This is a genomic window from Streptomyces sp. AF1A (genome assembly GCF_047340315.1).
GTDB lineage: Bacteria > Actinomycetota > Actinomycetes > Streptomycetales > Streptomycetaceae > Streptomyces.
The window spans coordinates 21,207-39,742 of the sequence record NZ_JBLEBI010000046.1 but is presented as its reverse complement, the minus strand read 5'-3'; the positions used below and the strand labels follow the sequence as shown (position 1 = coordinate 39,742).

The 18,536-nt window shown below is 69.9% G+C and carries 16 protein-coding genes and 1 pseudogene; 7 read left to right on the top strand and 10 right to left on the bottom strand.

The genetic code is table 11. The annotated features are described in order from the left end of the window. The 4 genes and pseudogenes from ACLU3S_RS15960 to ACLU3S_RS15945 all read right to left on the bottom strand — a co-directional run. A pseudogene (locus ACLU3S_RS15960) lies at nucleotides 1–685 on the bottom strand (hypothetical protein); the annotation flags it as partial. A 159-nt stretch (nucleotides 686–844) separates the two neighbouring features. After that, complete coding sequence (locus tag ACLU3S_RS15955; RefSeq protein ID WP_413952508.1) at nucleotides 845–1,237, bottom strand: DUF6113 family protein; 393 nt, start codon at nucleotides 1,235–1,237, stop codon at nucleotides 845–847. A 20-nt stretch (nucleotides 1,238–1,257) separates the two neighbouring features. After that, on the bottom strand, nucleotides 1,258–2,118 hold the full coding sequence (gene mshB / locus ACLU3S_RS15950) for an N-acetyl-1-D-myo-inositol-2-amino-2-deoxy-alpha-D-glucopyranoside deacetylase (protein WP_413952507.1): 861 nt from the start codon (nucleotides 2,116–2,118) through the stop codon (nucleotides 1,258–1,260). Nucleotides 2,119–2,272: 154 nt separating this feature from the next. Continuing rightward, nucleotides 2,273–2,467, bottom strand: coding sequence for a hypothetical protein (locus tag ACLU3S_RS15945; protein ID WP_351238397.1), 195 nt, complete (start codon nucleotides 2,465–2,467; stop codon nucleotides 2,273–2,275). A 164-nt stretch (nucleotides 2,468–2,631) separates the two neighbouring features. Here ACLU3S_RS15945 and ACLU3S_RS15940 point away from each other — a divergent pair, with 164 nt between their 5' ends. Next, a complete protein-coding gene (locus tag ACLU3S_RS15940; protein WP_413952506.1) occupies nucleotides 2,632–4,746 on the top strand; it encodes a prolyl oligopeptidase family serine peptidase in 2,115 nt (704 codons plus the stop codon). 129 nt (nucleotides 4,747–4,875) lie between these two features. On the opposite strand, the gene ACLU3S_RS15935 is transcribed toward ACLU3S_RS15940, so the two are convergent. From ACLU3S_RS15935 to ACLU3S_RS15915, 5 genes are read right to left on the bottom strand one after another with little or no spacing between them, the layout of a single operon-like run. Further along, nucleotides 4,876–5,943 (bottom strand): ABC transporter ATP-binding protein, encoded by a 1,068-nt coding sequence (locus tag ACLU3S_RS15935; protein ID WP_413952505.1) that lies wholly within the window; start codon nucleotides 5,941–5,943, stop codon nucleotides 4,876–4,878. Then, nucleotides 5,927–6,910, bottom strand: a complete 984-nt coding sequence (locus ACLU3S_RS15930; protein WP_413952504.1) for an ABC transporter ATP-binding protein — start codon at nucleotides 6,908–6,910, stop codon at nucleotides 5,927–5,929. Before ACLU3S_RS15930 ends, ACLU3S_RS15935 begins: the two co-directional genes overlap by 17 nt. 55 nt (nucleotides 6,911–6,965) lie before the next feature. Beyond that, nucleotides 6,966–7,949: an ABC transporter permease gene (locus ACLU3S_RS15925; protein ID WP_413952503.1), complete on the bottom strand. Its 984-nt coding sequence runs from the start codon at nucleotides 7,947–7,949 to the stop codon at nucleotides 6,966–6,968. Next, nucleotides 7,942–8,865, bottom strand: a complete 924-nt coding sequence (locus tag ACLU3S_RS15920) for an ABC transporter permease (RefSeq protein WP_413952502.1) — start codon at nucleotides 8,863–8,865, stop codon at nucleotides 7,942–7,944. Before ACLU3S_RS15920 ends, ACLU3S_RS15925 begins: the two co-directional genes overlap by 8 nt. A 6-nt stretch (nucleotides 8,866–8,871) precedes the next feature. After that, nucleotides 8,872–10,497, bottom strand: coding sequence for a peptide ABC transporter substrate-binding protein (locus ACLU3S_RS15915; RefSeq protein ID WP_413952501.1), 1,626 nt, complete (start codon nucleotides 10,495–10,497; stop codon nucleotides 8,872–8,874). Nucleotides 10,498–11,028: 531 nt separating this feature from the next. Here ACLU3S_RS15915 and ACLU3S_RS15910 point away from each other — a divergent pair. The 5 genes from ACLU3S_RS15910 (at nucleotide 11,029) to ACLU3S_RS15890 (ending at nucleotide 17,135) form a co-directional block, all read left to right on the top strand. Next, nucleotides 11,029–12,057: an ABC transporter permease gene (locus tag ACLU3S_RS15910; protein ID WP_413952500.1), complete on the top strand. Its 1,029-nt coding sequence runs from the start codon at nucleotides 11,029–11,031 to the stop codon at nucleotides 12,055–12,057. 81 nt (nucleotides 12,058–12,138) lie between these two features. After that, nucleotides 12,139–13,902, top strand: a complete 1,764-nt coding sequence (locus ACLU3S_RS15905; protein ID WP_413952499.1) for an ABC transporter substrate-binding protein — start codon at nucleotides 12,139–12,141, stop codon at nucleotides 13,900–13,902. Nucleotides 13,903–14,000: 98 nt separating this feature from the next. Beyond that, entirely contained in the window at nucleotides 14,001–14,981 is a 981-nt protein-coding gene (locus ACLU3S_RS15900; protein ID WP_413952498.1) for an ABC transporter permease, read from the top strand. Between the two features lie 48 nt (nucleotides 14,982–15,029). Further along, entirely contained in the window at nucleotides 15,030–16,067 is a 1,038-nt protein-coding gene (locus ACLU3S_RS15895; protein WP_413952497.1) for an ABC transporter ATP-binding protein, read from the top strand. A 24-nt stretch (nucleotides 16,068–16,091) separates the two neighbouring features. Next, nucleotides 16,092–17,135 carry an ABC transporter ATP-binding protein gene (locus tag ACLU3S_RS15890; protein ID WP_413952496.1) on the top strand — a complete coding sequence of 348 codons (1,044 nt, stop codon included), beginning with the start codon at nucleotides 16,092–16,094 and terminating at the stop codon, nucleotides 17,133–17,135. Between the two features lie 136 nt (nucleotides 17,136–17,271). Here the strand turns inward: ACLU3S_RS15890 and ACLU3S_RS15885 are convergent, their stop codons facing one another. Continuing rightward, the gene (locus tag ACLU3S_RS15885) at nucleotides 17,272–17,673 is read right to left on the bottom strand and encodes a VOC family protein (protein WP_413952495.1); all 402 of its coding nucleotides are present in this window, start codon (nucleotides 17,671–17,673) and stop codon (nucleotides 17,272–17,274) included. Between the two features lie 85 nt (nucleotides 17,674–17,758). Here ACLU3S_RS15885 and ACLU3S_RS15880 point away from each other — a divergent pair, with 85 nt between their 5' ends. Beyond that, nucleotides 17,759–18,514 carry a class I SAM-dependent methyltransferase gene (locus ACLU3S_RS15880; RefSeq protein WP_413952494.1) on the top strand — a complete coding sequence of 252 codons (756 nt, stop codon included), beginning with the start codon at nucleotides 17,759–17,761 and terminating at the stop codon, nucleotides 18,512–18,514. Nucleotides 18,515–18,536 lie beyond the last annotated feature (22 nt).

Here is an 18,536-nt window from a genome sequence, read left to right as displayed (position 1 = left end):
GCGCCTCGGTCACGTCGAAGGAGCCGGTGCCGCCGCCGTGCCCGGGGGCGACGGGGCCGCCGGTGGCGCTGGGCAGGCCGCTGCCGTTGGTGCCGCCGGACCGGGAGGCGCCGGGCACGCTCATGGAGCCGACGACACCGCCGGGACGGCCGCCGCCGGGGCGGGCGCCGGTGGTAGCGCTCGGACCGGTCGCTCCCGATCCACCCGGTCGGGCGCCCGATCCGCCCGTGGAGGCACTCGAACCGCCCGGGGTTCCGGCCCCGTTCGTGGTGCCGCTGCCCGTACCGCTCTTGCCCGCGGCGGGCTTGCGGGGCGCGAACCAGTCGCTGGTCTTCTCGTCGGACTGGGCGGCGGGTTCGGCGGGGGCGTCGGCGGGACCGTCCGCCGCCGGAGCGGCCGCGGGCCGCGCCTCGGCGGCGGGCGCCTCGTCCCGCGCGTTCTCGGTGTCCCCGACGGGCTTGCGCACGACGACCGGCGGGATGGGCCGCGATCCGGGGATGTTGATCCGGATCCGGGTCGTCAGCGTGGTCTCGGTCTTGCGTTCCTCCGGTCGCGTGCCCGAACGGCTCGCGTCCGTACCGTCGTCGGAAGCCATGGGGGTCCCGTACGGCGGCGTGCCGGAGGGGTATGCGGCTCCGCCGCGCCCGTTGGGCCCGGAGGACGGAGTGTCAGTTTCACGACTCAAGGCAGGTTCTCCCGGTTGGCTCCACCGCCCGTGACGACCTGACTGCTCGGGCGGCTCGGCGGCGCGCACCACCATACTGGCCGCCTCCGGGGGGTAGCCCATGACCGCCGAGGAAACCCACACCGGACTCGCACGCGCGTCGCACGGCGAAGTGGTACGTCACTTGGCAAGTCGGGCGGAGCCGCCGCCGGGCCGCCGCCCCGGACCGAGGGTGGCGCAGATCACAGCGAGGGCCATGCCGCCGAGCAGGAAGAGATAGGAACCGGCGCCGGCCCCGAAGAGGAAGTCCCCTTCGGGGCGTGCGGTGGTGAGCAGGACGACGGTGATGATCCAGCCCGCCGCCGGTGCCACCGCACCGCCGCGGCTGCGGGTGGCGTACGACCCGCCCAGGAACAGCCCGGCCGCCCCCACGAGGCCGAGCAGCAGCCCGCCGGGGAACCAGGCGGCCTGCACCAGCGCGCCGGCCAGGGCGACGACCCCGCCGAGCACGAACAGGCCGATGTGGGCCGCGGCCCGCCCGGCGGACGGCGGCCGCAGCGGCTGGACCGGCATCGAGCCCGGTCCACCGTTGCTCACGACGCCTCCTCGAGGGCGATGCCGGCGAACAGGTCGGTCTCCCCTGCCCGCCCCGCTCCCCGGACCAACTCGTAGTACTCGGTGGTGAGCAGCGGCTGGGCCAGCTCGTTGGAGAGCGCGAAGTACGGCTCGGCCACCTCGATCTGGGTGGCGTGCGCGCGCATCGCGGCGGCCTTGGCGGCGGCATGGGCGGTGCCGTCGACGGCGGTGGTGATCCGCTCGTCGTCCACCACGCCCGGTACGTCGTCCACGGTGGCGCTCTTGTCGAACGGCAGGCGGGAGAGCTCGTCCTGGAGCCGCGCGAAGGCCTCCTCCGCCACGGAGCGCGGGACGCGGTTCCAGTACACCTTGTCGATGCGGTGGCCCCGCCCGGCCGCGAGGTCGACGGCGCGCATGGCGACGCGGTGGGCCTGGATGTGGTCCGGGTGGCCGTATCCGCCCCGGTCGTCGTAGGTCACGAGGACCTGGGGGCGGATCTCCAGGATCACCTCGGCCAGGTACCCGGCGGCCTCGTCCACGTCGGCCTGCCAGAAGCAGCCGGGGTCGTCGTTGTCCGGGGTGGCCATCATCCCGGAGTCGCCGTAGCGGCCCGCGCCGCCCAGCAGCCGGACGTCCCGCACGCCCAGCGCGCGGGCGGCGGCGGCCAGCTCACCGCGCCGGTGCGCGCCCAGCGCCGGGCCCGCCAGATGCCGCAGCCCGGGAGGGATGACCTCACCCCGCTCCCCCAGGGTGCAGGTGACCAGGGTCACATGCGCACCGTCGGCCGCGTACCTGGCCATGGTGGCGCCGTTGTTGATCGACTCGTCGTCCGGGTGCGCGTGCACCAGGAGAAGGCGTCGGGCGGGCAGATCCGTCATGGGACCACCCTACGAGGCGGACGCGCCCCCGTGGCGCGGCAGGCCGTCGGCGCGAGAGGTCCGGTCGGGACGGGCCCGCACGGGACGGATCACCGGGCGGGAGCGGTTCGCACCTGGAGGACAGTGCGGCCGTCCGCGCCAGGCGCGGGCCGGGTCAGAACTTGATGCTGCCGATCATGCTGGCGACGTTGGTCGTCAGCTGACTGATCGTCGGGGCGACCGTCGAGGAGGCGAGGTAGAAGCCGAGCAGCATGCAGACGATGGCGTGGCCGCCCTTGAGCCCCGACTTCTTGATCAGCAAGAAGACGATGATCGCCAGCAGCACCACCGCCGAAATCGAGAGTGCCACGGCGGTTCACCTCCAAAGATCGCCAGGTCCAGATCCATAGAGCAAATCCATGCAGATGCCAGCAGGTTCATACCCACGCAGCGGTAGTGATCATAACTATCCGTACTCGCGCATCGCTCGGCGCACGGCCGCACAAGGGGGCGCATGGCCAATATGGTCGGGGTATGACGACCGAGGCTGACTCCTTCCCCCGTCGGCACGCCCGGACCCAGCGGTTCACGCTCGGCGCGCCGCGTGCTTTCACCGTGGCACCCGATGGTTCGCGTGTCGCTTTCCTGCGTTCCGGCTCGGGCACCGACCGCGCCAACTCCCTGTGGGTGCTGGACCTGCCGGAGGGCGCGGAGCGCCTCGCGGCCGATCCGCGCGCCCTCCTCCAGGGCGCCTCCGAAGAGCTCTCGCCCGAGGAGCGGGCGCGCCGCGAGCGCAGCCGGGAGGGCGGGGCCGGCATCGTCGGCTACGCCACCGACGGCGCCCTGGAGTTGGCGTCTTTCGCCTTGTCGGGGCGGCTTTTCGCGGCCGAGCTGCGGGCCGGCACGGCACGTGAACTCCCCGTCCCCGGGCCGGTGATCGACCCGCGTCCGTCGCCCGACGGGCGGCACATCGCGTACGTCGCGCGGGGCGCGCTGCGCGTGGTGGGCGCGGACGGAGAGCCGGACCGGGCGCTCGCCGAGGCGGAGGCGGAGAACGTCACCTACGGGCTCGCGGAGTTCATCGCGGCCGAGGAGATGGGGCGTTCCCGGGGCTTCTGGTGGGCGCCGGGGTCGGACCGGCTGCTCGTGGCGCGCGTGGACGACACGCCGGTGCGGCGGTGGTGGATCGCGGATCCGGCCCAGCCGGAGCGTGAGCCGCTCAGGGTCGCGTATCCGGCGGCCGGCACGGCCAACGCCGACGTGCAGCTGTTCGTGCTCGGCCTCGACGGGGCGCGCACGGAGGTCCTGTGGGACCGGTCGCGCTATCCGTATCTGGCGCGTGTGCACTGGTCACAGGCGGGTGCGCCGCTGCTTCTCGTGCAGGCGCGGGACCAGCGCAGCCAGCTGTTCCTGGCGGTCGACCCGGACACCGGGGCCACCCGGATGGTGCACGCCGACGAAGATCCAACTTGGCTGGAACTGTTCGCCGGGGTGCCCTGCTGGAGCCCCTCCGGACAGCTGGTCCGCATCGCGGACGAGGGCGGGGCCCGGGTCCTGGCCGTCGGCGAACGGCCTTTGACCAGCGGCCAGTTGCACATCCGTGCGGTCCTGGACGTGGGCCCGGACGACGTGCTGGTCTCCGCCTCCGCGGGGGCCGAGGCGGCGGCGCCGGAAACCGGCGAGATCCATGTGTACCGGGTGAACGAGCTGGGCGTGGAGCGCGTGTCGCAGGAGCCCGGGGTGCACTCGGCGGTGCGCGCCGGGGGCGTGACGGTGCTGCTGTCCGCGACGCTGGACAGGCCGGGCACCCATGTCCAGGTGCTCGCTGACGGAAAACCGGCGGCCGCTGTCCGGTCGTACGCAGAAGATCCCGGTATGTCCCCACGGGTGACGCTCACCGAGGGGGGCGCACACCGAATTCCGTGCGCCGTGCTTATGCCACGGGACTACCCCGGTGACACTCCCCTGCCGGTTCTCCTGGACCCCTACGGCGGCCCGCACGGCCAGCGGGTGGTCGCCGCGCACAACGCCCACCTGACCTCCCAGTGGTTCGCCGACCAGGGCTTCGCCGTGGTCGTCGCCGACGGGCGGGGCACCCCCGGGCGCTCCCCGGCCTGGGAGAAGGCCATCCGCGACGAGGTGGCGGCGGTGGTGCTGCAGGACCAGGTCGACGCGCTGCACGCCCTCGCCGACCGCTTCCCGCTCGACCTGGGCCGGGTGGCGATCCGCGGCTGGTCCTTCGGCGGCTATCTGGCGGCGCTCGCGGTGCTGCGCCGCCCCGACGTCTTCCATGCGGCGGTGGTCGGCGCCCCCGTGACCGACCTGCGGCTGTACGACACCCACTACCAGGAGCGCTACCTCGGTCATCCGGACGAGCAGCCCGAGGCCTACCGCCGCAACTCGGTGATCGACGACGCCGGGCTCGTCGACCCGGCCGAGCCGCACCGCCCGATGATGATCATCCACGGTCTGGCCGACGACAACGTGGTCGTCGCCCACTCCCTGCGGCTGTCCTCCGCGCTGCTGGCCGCGGGCCGCCCGCACGAGGTGCTGCCGCTGTCCGGGGTGACGCACATGACCCCGCAGGAGACCGTCGCCGAGAACCTGCTGCGGCTCCAGCTGGACTTCCTCCGGCGGTCGCTGCCGTAACCGCCCGGATCGTTGCCAACCGCGTTTACCCGTGCGCAACTTCGCGGTAGCGGCACCGATATGCGGACGCGGGAGGCTGCACAGCGTACGGCCGTGCGGGTGCCGTGAGACGGGCCGGGGTGCTCCTTGTCACCCCGGCCCGTTGCCGTTCTCCCGCACCTCGTCCCGCGGCACGAGCTGCTTCTCCTCCGCGAAGTGGCAGGCCGAGTCGTGGGCGGCGGGGCCGCCCGTGTCCCGGAAGGACGCGGGCACCGCGAGGGCCGGCACCTCCACGGCGCAGCGCTCCTGCGCCTTCCAGCAGCGGGTGCGGAACCGGCAGCCGGAGGGGATGTTCGTCGGGGACGGCACGTCACCGGCGAGGATGATCCGCTCGCGCCGGTCGCGGGCCGCGGGATCGGGGACCGGCACCGCCGACAGCAGCGCCTGGGTGTAGGGGTGGGTCGGGTGCTCGTAGATCTCGGTGTCCCGTCCGATCTCCACGATGCGGCCCAGGTACATGACCCCGACCCGGTCCGAGATGTGCCGGACGATCGACAGGTCGTGCGCGATGAAGACGTAGGAGAGGTCGAACTCCGCCTGCAGCCTGTCCAGCAGGTTGATCACCTGCGCCTGGACCGAGACGTCCAGGGCGGACACCGGCTCGTCGGCGACGATGATCTCGGGGCGCAGCGCGAGTCCCCGGGCGATGCCGATGCGCTGGCGCTGGCCGCCGGAGAACTGGTGCGGATAGCGGTTGACGTACTCCGGGTCGAGGCCGACCACGTCCAGCAGCTCCTGCACCCGGCGGCGCCGGTCGCCCTTCGGGGCCACCTCGGGGTGGATCTCGTACGGCTCCCCGACGATGTCGCCCACCGTCATCCGGGGGTTGAGGGAGGTGTACGGGTCCTGGAAGACCATCTGGATGTTGCGCCGCACGGCCTTCAGGGCACGGCCGGACAGCCGGGTGATGTCCTCGCCCTTGAACCTGATCGACCCCGCCGTCGGCCGCTCCAGGTTGCACAGCAGCTTGGCGACGGTCGACTTGCCGCAGCCCGACTCGCCGACGATGCCGAGCGTTTCGCCCTTGCCGAGGGTGAAGTCGACGCCGTCGACGGCCTTCACCGCGCCGATCTGCTTCTTGAACAGGATGCCCCGTGTGAGCGGGTAGTGCTTGACGAGGCCGCTGACCTCCAGGATCGGCTCACCGGTCGCTGCCATGCAGGCACTCCTCCCAGAAGTGGCAGGCGCTGCCGCGCCCTTCGGACACCTCGTACAGCGGGGGTTCGTCCGTGCGGCAGACGTCCTGGGCCATCGGGCAGCGCGGGTGGAAGGAGCAGCCCGGGGGGATGTGCGTCAGGTTCGGCGGCAGCCCCTTGATCGCGTACAGCTCCCGGCCCTTGTGGTCCAGGCGCGGGATGGAGTCCAGCAGGCCGCGGGTGTAGGGGTGGGCGGCGCACCGGTAGATGTCGTGCACGGGAGCGGACTCCACGATCCGTCCCGCGTACATCACGGCGATCCGGTCGGCCACGTCCGCCACCACCCCCAGGTCGTGGGTGATGAGGATCAGCCCCATGCGGTACTCGCGCTGCAACTCCGCGAGCAGGTCCATGACCTGGGCCTGCACGGTCACGTCCAGCGCGGTGGTCGGCTCGTCGGCGATGACGAGCGCCGGCTCCAGGGCCAGCGCCATCGCGATCATGATCCGCTGGCGCATGCCGCCGGAGAACTGGTGGGGATAGTCCCGCACGCGCTGCGCCGCCCCCGGAATGCGCACCCGGTCCATCAGCTCGACAGCCCTGGCCCGCGCGGCCTTCTTCGACATCCCCCGGTGGACGACGAACATCTCCCCGAGCTGGTCCCCCACCGGGAGCACCGGATTGAGCGCCGACAGCGCGTCCTGGAAGATCATCGCCATCCCGGCGCCCCGGATCCGGCGCCGTTCCTCCTCCTTCGTCCTCAGCAGGTCCCTGCCCTGGAAGAGGATCTCCCCGCCGGTGATCCGGCCCGGCGGCGTGTCGAGGATCCCCATCACGGCCTGCGCGGTGACCGACTTCCCCGAGCCCGACTCCCCGAGCACGGCGAGGGTCTCGCCCGCGTCGACGGCGTACGACACCCCGTTGACGGCCCGCGCGACCCCGTCCCGGGTCCGGAACTCCACGCACAGATCCCGCACTTCGAGCAGCACGCCACCCTCACCTCGACTCCGGATCGAGAACCCCGACTCCCCAGGCCACGCACCCTCACCTCAGCTTCGGATCCAGGGCGTCGCGGACCGCGTCGCCGAGCATGATGAAGGCCAGCACCGTGACGGCCAGGGCGCCCGAGGGCCAGAGCAGGGCGTGCGGGGCGTTGCGGATGTAGGGGGAGGCGGCGGAGATGTCGATGCCCCAGGAGACGCTGGGCGGTTTGAGGCCGACGCCGAGGTAGGACAGGGTCGCCTCCAGGGCGATGTACGTGCCGAGCGCGATGGTCGACACGACGATGACCGGGGCGACGGCGTTCGGGGCGATGTGCCGCAGCAGGATGCGGGAGTCGGAGGCGCCGAGGGCGCGGGCCGCCTGGACGTAGTCGTGCTGCCGGGCGGTGATGACCGAGCCGCGCGCGATCCGGGAGACCTGCGGCCAGCCCAGCAGGACCATGAACCCGATGACCGGCCAGACCGTATTGCTGGTCACCACGGAGAGCAGGACGAGACCGCCGAGGACGACGGGGATGGCGAAGAAGATGTCCGTGACGCGCGAGAGGAGCGAGTCCCACACCCCGCCGAAGTAGCCCGCCAGGCCGCCCAGTACCGACCCCAGGACGGCGACCCCCAGCGTGGCGCACACGCCGACCGTGACCGACGCACGGGCGCCGTAGACGGTGCGCGTGTAGACGTTGCAGCCCTGGCCGTCGTACCCGAAGGGCGCGCCCGGCCCGGGGCCCTCCTGGGACTTGGCCAGGTCGCACGCCAGGGGGCTGCCGGAGGCGATCGCCGAGGGCCACAGGGAGATGAGGACGAGGAAGAGGATGACCAGGGCGGAGGCCAGGAAGACCGGGTTGCGGCGCAGGTCCCGCCAGGCGTCCGACCACAGGGAGCGGGGCCTGCCGGACGGTCCGGCGCCCTGCGGTCCGCCGGGCGCCCGCTCCAGCGTGGTCGCCTCGCTCGCGCCCAGGTCCATCGCGCCGCCCATGCCGGTGCCGGCGACCGCGCCCCCGGGCTCGTACGGCGGCTGTTCAGGCATAGCGGATCCTCGGGTCGAGTACGGCGTACAGAAGGTCGACGAGCAGATTGGCGACGAGGAAGACCAGCACCAGGACGGTCACGAAGCCGACCACCGTCTGGGTGTTCTGCCGCAGGATGCCCTGGTACAGCTGGTAGCCGACGCCGTGGATGTTGAAGATCCGCTCGGTGACGATCGCCCCGCCCATCAGCGCGCCGATGTCGGTGCCGATGAACGTGACAACTGGGATCAGGGAGTTGCGCAGCAGGTGCCGGGTGACGACCCGGCGCCGGGGCAGGCCCTTGGCGATGGCGGTGCGCACGTAGTCGGACCGCTTGTTCTCCGCGATGGAGGTCCGGGTGAGCCGGGTGACGTAGGCGAGCGAGACGGAGGCGAGCACCAGTCCGGGCACGATCAGCTCGCCGAACGTGGCATCGGGGGAGACGGAGGGTCTGATCCAGCCCCACTGGACGCCGAGCAGCAGTTGGAGCAGCAGGCCGGTGACGAACGTCGGGACGGAGATGACGACGAGGGTGGCGAGGAGCACGCCCGTGTCGACGGGCCGGCCCCGGCGCAGGCCGGTGAGGACGCCGAGCGTGACGCCGACGACGATCTCGAAGAGGATGGCCACGATCGTGAGCCGGATGGTGACGGGGAACGCCGTGGACATCAGCTCGGTGACCGGCTGGCCGTTGAACGCCGTGCCGAAGTCACCGGTGAACACGTGCCCCATGTAGGTGAGGTACTGCTGCCAGACCGGCTTGTCCAAGCCGAACTGCCGCTCCAGCTGGGCGGCGGTCGCCGGGTCGCAGGACCGCTCGCCGCACAGGCCCGCGACGGGGTCGCCCATCACGTTCACCATGAGGAAGATGAGCAGGGTGGACCCGACGAACACCGGGATCATCTGCAGCAGTCGGCGGACGACGTAGCGTCCCACGGCGGCTCAGCCGACCCTGATCTCGTTGTAGACGGGGACGCTGAAGGGATCGAGCGCCACGTGGGACAGCCTCGGCGAGTAGCCGGCGCTGCCGTTCTGGTACCAGAGCGGGATGGCGGCCATGTTGTCCCGGACCACCTCCTCGGCCTGCTGGAACAGCCGGATGGACCGGTGGGCGTCGGTCTCGGCGTTGGCCCGGTCGACGAGCCGGTCGAAGTCCTTGTTCGACCACTTGCCGTCGTTGGACGAGGCGTTGGTGTAGTAGAGCGGCTGCAGGAAGTCCTGGATGAGCGGGTAGTCCATCTGCCAGCCCGCGCGGAACGGGCCGCTCATCTCGTGCCGTCCGATCTGGTTGCGGAAGTCGGCGAAGGTGCCGACCGGGTTGCCGACGCAGGCCTTGTCGTTGCCGAGCGCGTTGTTGATGGAGTTGCACACCGCGTCGATCCACTCCTTGTGCGAGCCGGTGTCGGCGTTGTACGTGATCTTGACCTGGCCCCCGGGAATACCGCCGCCCTCCTGGATCAGCTTCCTGGCCTCGGCCGGGTGGTAGTGGCAGGCCCTGCCGCACAGGCCCGCCTGGAAGCCGCCGGCGGGGCCGAGGACCGGGGAGGTCCAGTCGGTGGCGGGGGTGCGGGTTCTCAGGAAGATCGTGTTCGTGATCTGCTCCCGGTTGATCGCCATGGACAGTCCGGTGCGGACCTTCTTCGACCCGGGCCTGTTCCACCGGGGGTCGTAGTACGGGAAGGCGAGGGTCTGGATGATGCCGGCCGGCGCGTTGATGTACCGGCCGTCCAGGTCGGACCTGATGAACTTCAGCTGCGGGGCCGGCACGTCGTCGACGAGATCGAGGTTTCCGGCGAGCAGGTCCGTGTAGGCGGTGTTGCTGTCGGTGTAGACCCGCAGGTCCACCCCCTCGTTCCGCGCCTTGTCCGGGCCCGGGTAGCCGTGCCACCTCCTCAGCGCCATCATGAAGCCCCTCGTATAGGACTTGATCAGATACGGGCCGTTGCCGACCGGCTTCTTCAGCCAGGCCGAGTGGTGCTCGAAGAACAGCCGCGGAAGCGGGGCGAAAGCCGCATAACCCAAAGTGTCCGGGAATGTCGAGAATTTCTGGTTGAGCCTGATCGTGAAGGTGCGGGGGCCGGTCACCTTCAGCCCGGAGAGGGTGTCGGCGGTCTGGGCGCCGGTCTCCGGGTGGACCTTGTCGTACCCCTGGATGTAGCCGAAGAAGTACGCGTTCTTCTGGTTGTTCCGCAGGGAGGCGCCGTAGTTCCAGGCGTCGACGAAGGACCTGGCCGTCACGGGCTCCCCGTTGCTGAACGTCCAGCCGCCCTTGATCGTGATGGCGAAGTTCTGCGAGTCCGTGGTCTCGATCCGCTCGGCGAGCATGTTCTCGGCCGCCCCGGTCCCCGGGTTGTAGCGCTTCAGCCCGCGGAAGACCATGTCGAGGACCTTGCCGCCCTGGACCTCATTGGTGTTCGAGGGCTCCAGCGGATTCTGCGGATCGCCCCAGGAGGCGCTGAGCACCCCCGGGGGGCTGCTGCCGCCCGCACCCCCGCCGCAGCCGGCCGCCGCGAGGAGCGCCGCCGCAGCCGCGCACGCCACCCACCGGGCGTGCGTGCCTCCGCACATGGCGTGCCTCCTCCGTGATCACCGGCCCATTATCGGTCAATACCGGCACATGCGGCACATATAGCGGGCGCGCCGCCCGACTGGGCGGCCTTTGGGGGCATACGTCATCCGAATGCGGGAATCCCTCCGGGGGCCGGGCCGGGAGGCCGGACGGGGACCCCTCCAGGAACCCCCCGGAGGGATCTTCGGGACGATCGGGATGATCTTGCGTCAGCCGCGCAATAGATCTCCGCCCACCGTTGCCGAACCGTTGGATTGGGGCGTTCCGATGTACGCATTTCGGCACTCGACCGTCCGCATATCGAACCTGTTGCCCGTTTCGTCCGATCAGTCGGATGTAAAGCACGGATTGATTACGGCGTGCTACCCGCGTAGCTACGGAAGAATCAAGACGGAGCAAAGAAGGTAAAGAGAAACCCAAGCCGACCCAGAATTTATTGACCGTGAATGAATTGCGTTGAAAAAGTCCGGCATAGCCCGTAGGGGAGTGCCCTGCGGAGTCATCAGACCCTCCCTTGGGCCAGGAGCACCATGACCCTCCCAACTCCATCTGCGGCTGTACCCCTCGAGGTGACCGAAGGGACCGTTGAGAAGTCGACCACTTCCGGCGGCCCGAAGGGCAGCGAGGGGCGTTCCCCGGGACGTCTTGCCTGGAAGCGCTTCAAGCGCGACAGGACGGGCGTCATATCCGCGTGCATCGTGATCTTCTTCTTCGTGATCGGGATCGCGGCGCCGCTCATATCGAAGCTGTACGGCAAGAACCCGTACACCACCTACGCGAGCCAGGACCCGAGCCTGCTCAACGCCTTCTCGTACCCCGCGGGGCCGAACGGCGGCATGAGCAGCAAGTTCTGGTTCGGCATCGAGCCCCAGCTCGGCCGGGACGTGTTCTCGTTCCTGCTCTACGCGATCCGCAACTCCTTGGGCATCGCCGTTGCCGCCGCGCTGCTCACCACGCTCCTCGGTGTGGTCATCGGCGTCACGGCCGGCTACCTGGGTGGCAAGACGGACTACCTCGTCGGCCGGGTCATCGACATCCTGCTGTCGTTCCCGTCCACGCTCTTCTTCATCGCGTTCATGCCGGTCGTCTACGGCATCTTCATCAAGCCGGACGACAACGTCCCGACGTGGCTGACGGCGTTCGCCCTGATCGTCGTGTTGTCCGCCTTCGGTTGGGCCTCCCTCGCGCGTCTGCTGCGCGGCCAGGTACTCGGCCTGCGCGAGCGCGAGTTCGTCGAGGCGGCGAAGGTCACGGGCGCGTCTCCGATGCGCATCGTCTTCAAGGAACTGCTCCCGAACCTGTGGACTCCGATCATCATTCAGTCCACGCTGATGCTTCCGGCGTACGTGACCGCCGAGGCGGGCCTGTCCTTCCTCGGTGTCGGTGTGACCGACCCGACCCCTGACTGGGGCGTGATGATCGCCCGCGGAGCCCAGTTCTACACCGAGGACCTCACCTTCATGCTCTTCCCGGGCATGGCCATGGTGATCTTCGTCCTCGCCTTCAACCTGCTCGGTGACTCGGTACGCGACGCGCTCGACCCGAAGTCAAAGCGGTAGCACAGCAGCTCCACCCGGCACGGGGCGGTGACACCCGCCTGGTCCCAGTCCGTTCTCATCCACTTCTAGGCAGGCTCAAGCATGTCTTTTTCCCGTAGAAACTTCATGATCGCCACCGGTGTGGCCGCGGCGTCCACCACGGTGCTGAGCGCCTGCAGCAGCGGCGGCGACTCCAAGGGCTCCGGCGGCAACCAGGTGCCCTCGGTGACCGGCTCCAAGGCCGTCAACATCGCGGTCGGCACCAAGGCGGACTCGGCCGGCCCGGCCCCCGAGGTCAAGGGTGCGGTCAAGGGCGGGACGATCTACTCGCTCGACCAGTTCGACATGGACCACCTGGACCCGGCCCAGATCTACGTCTCCACCGAGATCTGCATCACCTCCCCCATCCTGCGCGGCCTGACCGGCTACAAGATCGACGCCAACGGCGGCTGCACCCTCGTGGGTGACGCCGCCACCGACGCCGGCACCATGAAGAACGGCGGCAAGACCTGGTCCTTCACCCTGAAGGACGGCATGAAGTGGGAGGACGGCTCCGACGTCACCATCGACGACGTCCGTCACACCTTCGAGCGCCTCTTCGCCGACTTCGTCACCGAGGGTCCGCGTTACGTCCAGCAGTTCCTGGCCGGCGGCGACAAGTACAAGGGCCCCTACGAGGGCAAGCACCTCGACTCGATCGACGTCTCCGGGAACACCATCACGTTCCACCTCAACGAGGCGCGCGCCGACTTCAACTTCACGCTGGCCGAGCGCGGATACTCCCTGGTGTCCAAGAAGCACGACACCAAGCAGAAGTACGACAAGCGTCCGTTCTCCTGCGGCCCGTACAAGATCGGTGACCGCCAGATCGGCAAGTCGATGACCTACGTGCGCAACGAGCACTGGGACGCCAAGACGGACCCGATCCGCAACGCCTACCCGGACAAGTACGTCTTCCAGTTCGGCTTCGAGCTGGTCGCCTCCACCGACCGCTACATCGCGGACCAGGGCAACGACCAGTACACGATGTCGGTCTTCAACGAGGTCGCGCCCGAGCGCATCGCGCAGGTCCTCACCAACCCCAAGCTCAAGCAGCGGGTCCTCACGCAGGTCGACACGGTCACCTACTACTGGCCGATCAACATGACCCGGGTCAAGGACCTCAAGGTCCGTCAGGCCATCAACTGGGCGTGGCCGCACCAGCAGCTGCAGACGATCCGCGGCGGCAAGGCCACCAGCGAGCTGGCCACCACGATCCTCAGCCCGGTGACCCCCGGCTACCAGAAGTTCGACCTCTACGGCACGGACAAGAAGCCCGGTGGCGACCCGGCCAAGGCCAAGGCCCTGCTGAAGGAGGCCGGCAAGCTCGGCACCAAGCTGGTCATCGCCTACCAGCACTCCGACAACTCGGTGAAGCAGGCCGTCGCGATCAAGAACGCCCTGGAGGCGGCCGGCTTCCAGGTCGTCAACAAGCAGGTCGACAAGTCGACCTTCTACACCCAGATCGGCAAGATCGACAACGGTTACGACCTGTTCGCCGCCGGCTGGAGCCCGGACTGGCCGGGCGGCTACTCCGTGTTCTTCCCCTGCTGGGACGGCAAGAACATCGGTGACGGCCGCAGCAACTACGCCCAGCTGAACGACCCGGGCGTCAACAAGGCGATCGACGCGGCGTCGAAGATCGCGGACCCGGAGAAGGCCAACAAGGCCTGGGGCGACATCGACCGCCAGATCATGGAGCTGGCGGCGGTGGTCCCGGACTACCACTCCATCCGCAACTGGCTGCACGGCTCGAAGGTCGGCAATGTCATCTTCGACCCGGGCAACACCTGCATCGCGGTTCACAAGGTCTACGCGATGAAGTAAGAGCGCTCGACGCTCTGGGGGCGGCCACGACCTGGCCGCCCCCTCCGGCCCACCCCCTCACCCCCGGCGACGGCGCCCCGTCCGGAAAGTCACGCCCCATGTTCCGCTTCCTTGTCCGCCGAGTCCTCGGCGCGCTGGTCATCCTGTTGATCATCAGCGCCGTCACCTTCTGGCTCTTCTACGCCATCCCGCGTGACCCCGCCATGATGTCGTGCGGCAAGAACTGCACGCCCGACATGCTCGCCAAGGTCCGGCACAACCTGGGCATCGACCACCCGGTCCCGGTCCAGTACTGGTACTGGCTCAAGGGCATCGTGGTCGGACGCAGCTACGGCGACTTCGGTAACTGCAGCGCTCCGTGCCTCGGCTACTCGTTCGCCAACAACCAGCCCGTCCTCGGCACGATCATGGACCGGCTCCCGCTGACCCTCTCCCTCGCCTTCGGCGCGGCCGTGGTGTTCCTGGTCTTCGGTGTCGGCGCCGGCATGATCGCCGCGGTGAAGCAGGGCAAGTGGCAGGACAAGGTGGCCACCTCCGCCTCGCTGCTCGGCGCCTCGCTGCAGATCTACTTCGTCGGGTACATCGCGATGTACTTCTTCGTCTTCAAGATCGGTCTCCTCGACAACCCGGCCTACACCCCGCTCACCCAGAACCCGCTCAAGTGGGCCTCCGGGCTGCTGCTGCCGTGGCTGGTCCTCGCCATCATCTTCACCGCGAACTACACCCGTATGTCCCGCTCGCAGCTCGTGGAGCAGCTCAGCGAGGACTACGTCCGCACCGCCCGCGCCAAGGGCCTGTCCCGCGCCAACGTCTTCTTCCGCTTCGCCTGGCGTGGCGCGATGGGCCCGATCGTCACCATCTTCGGTGTCGACCTCGGCACGCTCATCGGCGGCGCGATCATCACCGAGACCGTCTTCAGCCTCCAGGGCGTGGGCCGGCTCGCACTCGACTCCGTGAACAAGAGTGACCTTCCCATGGTGCTGGGTGTGACCGTGCTGGCGGCCGGCGCGATCGTCATCTTCAACATCATCGTGGACGCCGTCTACGCCCTCATCGACCCGCGGATCCGGCTCGCCTGACCTCCGCCCCACTCCCGACCCCTCGCATCACCCCCCAGGAGCGTCACCGTGACGAGCACCGATCAGCAGCCGTTCCTCTCCATCAGGGACCTCAAGGTCCACTTCTCTACCGAGGACGGCATCGTCAAGGCCGTCGACGGACTCAGCTTCGACCTGGCCAAGGGCCAGACCCTCGGCATCGTGGGTGAGTCGGGCTCCGGCAAGTCCGTGACCAACCTGACGATCCTGGGCCTCCACGATCCCGCCCACACGTCGATCGAGGGCGAGATCCTGCTGGACGGCAAGGAGCTCCTCACCGCCAGCGAGAGGGAGCTGGAGCGGCTGCGCGGCAACAAGATGGCCATGATCTTCCAGGACGCACTGGCCTCGCTGTCGCCGTACCACACCATCGGCACGCAGATCTCCGAGACGTACCGCAAGCACACCGGCGCCTCCAAGGCCGAGGCCCGCAAGCGCGCGATCGAGATGCTGCGCCGGGTGGGCATCCCGCAGCCGGACATGCGGGTCGACGACTATCCGCACCAGTTCTCCGGCGGTATGCGCCAGCGCGCGATGATCGCCATGGCGCTGGTCTGCGACCCCGAGCTGCTCATCGCCGACGAGCCGACGACGGCCCTCGACGTGACGGTCCAGGCCCAGATCATGGACCTCCTGAAGGACCTTCAGCAGGAGTTCGGCACCGCGATCATCTTCATCACGCACGACCTGGGTGTCATCGCCGACATCGCGGACGACGTGCTGGTGATGTACGGCGGCCGGTGCGTGGAGCGCGGCACCAAGGAGCAGGTGCTCCGCACCCCGGACCACCCCTACACGCTGGGTCTGCTGAACTCGATGCCGAGCCTGAACGGCCCGGTGGACGTGCCGCTCACCCCGATCCCGGGTTCGCCGCCCTCGCTGCTGAACCCGCCGTCCGGCTGCCGCTTCCACCCACGGTGCGCCTTCGTGGAGAAGGTCGCCGGCGGCAAGTGCTCCAGCGACCAGCCGGTGCTGGAACTGACCGACGGCCGCGGCTCCGCCTGCCACCTCACGGCGGAGCAGAAGCAGGAACTCTTCGCCGACTTCGCCGGAACCCGGCACCACTGACGGACACGACGGGACTTCACGACCATGAGCAACACGAACCCCCTCCTGGACGTCTCCGGGCTGACCAAGCACTTCCCGATCAAGGGCGGCTTCCCGATCCGGCGGACCGTCGGTGCGGTGCAGGCCGTGGACGGACTGGACTTCCAGGTCTCCGAGGGCGAGAGCCTGGGCCTCGTCGGCGAGTCGGGCTGCGGCAAGTCGACCACCGGCCGGCTGATCACGCGCCTGCTGGAGCCGACCAGCGGCAGGATCAGCTACCGCGGCCAGGACATCACGCACGCGAGCCGCGGCCAGCTGGCGCCGATCCGCTCCGAGATCCAGATGATCTTCCAGGACCCGTACGCCTCGCTGAACCCGCGGCAGACGGTCGGCAAGATCATCTCCGGCCCGATGGAGATCAACGACATCAACCCGGTCGGCGGCCGCGAGAAGCGCGTCCGTGAGCTGCTGGAGATCGTCGGCCTCAACCCGGAGCACTACAACCGCTTCCCGCACGAGTTCTCCGGCGGCCAGCGCCAGCGCATCGGCGTCGCCCGCGCCCTGGCCCTGGAGCCCAAGCTCATCGTGGCCGACGAGCCGGTCTCCGCGCTGGACGTCTCCATCCAGGCGCAGGTGGTCAACCTGCTGCAGAAGGTGCAGCGGGAACTCGGCATCGCGTTCGTCTTCATCGCCCACGACCTCGCGATCGTCCGGCACTTCTCCCAGCGCGTGGCGGTCATGTACCTCGGCAAGATCGTCGAGATCGCCGACCGTGACGACATCTACAACAACCCGCGCCACCCGTACACCCGGGCCCTGCTCTCCGCAGTCCCCGAGGCGACGGTGGACGAGGAGCCGCGCGAGCGCATCCGCCTCGTCGGCGACGTGCCCTCGCCCATCAACCCGCCGTCCGGCTGCCGCTTCCGCACCCGCTGCTGGAAGGCCACGGAGAAGTGCGCGACCGAGGCCCCGCCGCTGGTGCAGGTGGAGGGCAACAAGCCGGGCCACCTGACCGCGTGCCACTACCCTGAGACGGTGGACGCCATCCCGGCGCCGCGCCTCGCCGCAGACCCCGAGGCGGCGGCCTGACACACCCCTTTCCGTCAGCCGCCCCCTTGCGGAACGGACCTTCTCAGGCCCATTGACCCGAGCCCATGAACGTCCGATCCGGGGAATGAAGGCCCGCACCTCCCCAAGGCGCGGGCCTTCGCCGTACCCGGGCCCCTCAGCCGGCCCCGCTCCCCTCCCGCGCCACCACCTCCGCCTCGAACCCGTCCGCGTCCTCCAGGTAGACCGCGTAGTGCCCGGGGCCTCCGGCATAGGGGTGGTGGTCGGGGAAGAGCACCGTCCAGCCGTGCGCGGGGGCCGCCGCGGCCAGGGCGTCCACGGCCGCGCGCCCGGGGGCGTGGAAGGCCAGGTGGTTCAGACCGGGCCGCAGGCGGTCGTGCCGGGCGCCGGGGCGCAGGGCGGGAGACTCCTCGATCACCAGATAGGTCTCCCCCGCCCGCCAGCTCCGGCCCGCCGGCCAGGTCCGGTACGGCTGCCAGCCGAGCTCCCCCAGCAGCCAGCCCCAGGCCGGCGCGGCCCGGGACAGGTCGGGCAACCAGAGTTCGACATGGTGCAGCACGCTCAACCTCCGTGAAGGTGGGAACAGTTCAAGAAGTGGCGGAGAAACTGACGCCCCGTTCAGCTAGGTATGGCACACTGCCGCGGTGGTGGATCACTCGTTCGCCGATCTCTCGCTCGCCGCGCTCTACGACAGCCTGAATCCCTGGGGGCCGGGGGACGACTTCTACCTCGGGCTGGTCCAGGGCGCGCGGTCGGTGCTGGATGTCGGCTGTGGCACCGGGCAGCTGTTGCGCAGGGCGCGGGCCGAGGGGCACAGCGGCCGGCTGATGGGGCTCGATCCGGCCGCCGCCATGCTGGTGCAGGCGCGGCGGGCCCGGCCGGACGTGGAGTGGGTGCTCGGGGACCTGCGGGTGCGGCGGTGGGACGGCGAGTTCGACCTCGTCGTCATGACCGGGCACGCGTTCCAGGTGCTGGTCGAGGACGACGAGCTGCGGGCCTCGCTGCGGACCGTGCGCAGCGCGCTGGCGCCCGGCGGCCGGTTCGTGTTCGAGACGCGCAATCCCGCCGTCCGGGCCTGGGAGACGTGGACGCCGGACCGGGTCCGGGAGGTCGTCGCGCCGGACAGGGCCGTCGTACGCGTCCGGCACGAGGTCGCCGCGCCGCCGGCCGGGGACCGGGACCGGGCCCCGGAGCGGGTGACGTTCACCGAGACCTTCACGAGCGAGGCCTGGGAGCGGGACCGGGTCAGTTCGACCACCCTCCGCTTCCTGGACGCGAAGGCCCTCGGGCACCTCCTCGCCGAGGCGGGGCTGACCGTCGTGGCGCAGTACGGGGACTGGGGACGCGAGCCCCTCTCCCCCACCGCACCCGAGATCATCACGGTGGCCGCGCGGCACTGACACCGGTGCGCGCGTCCAGCGG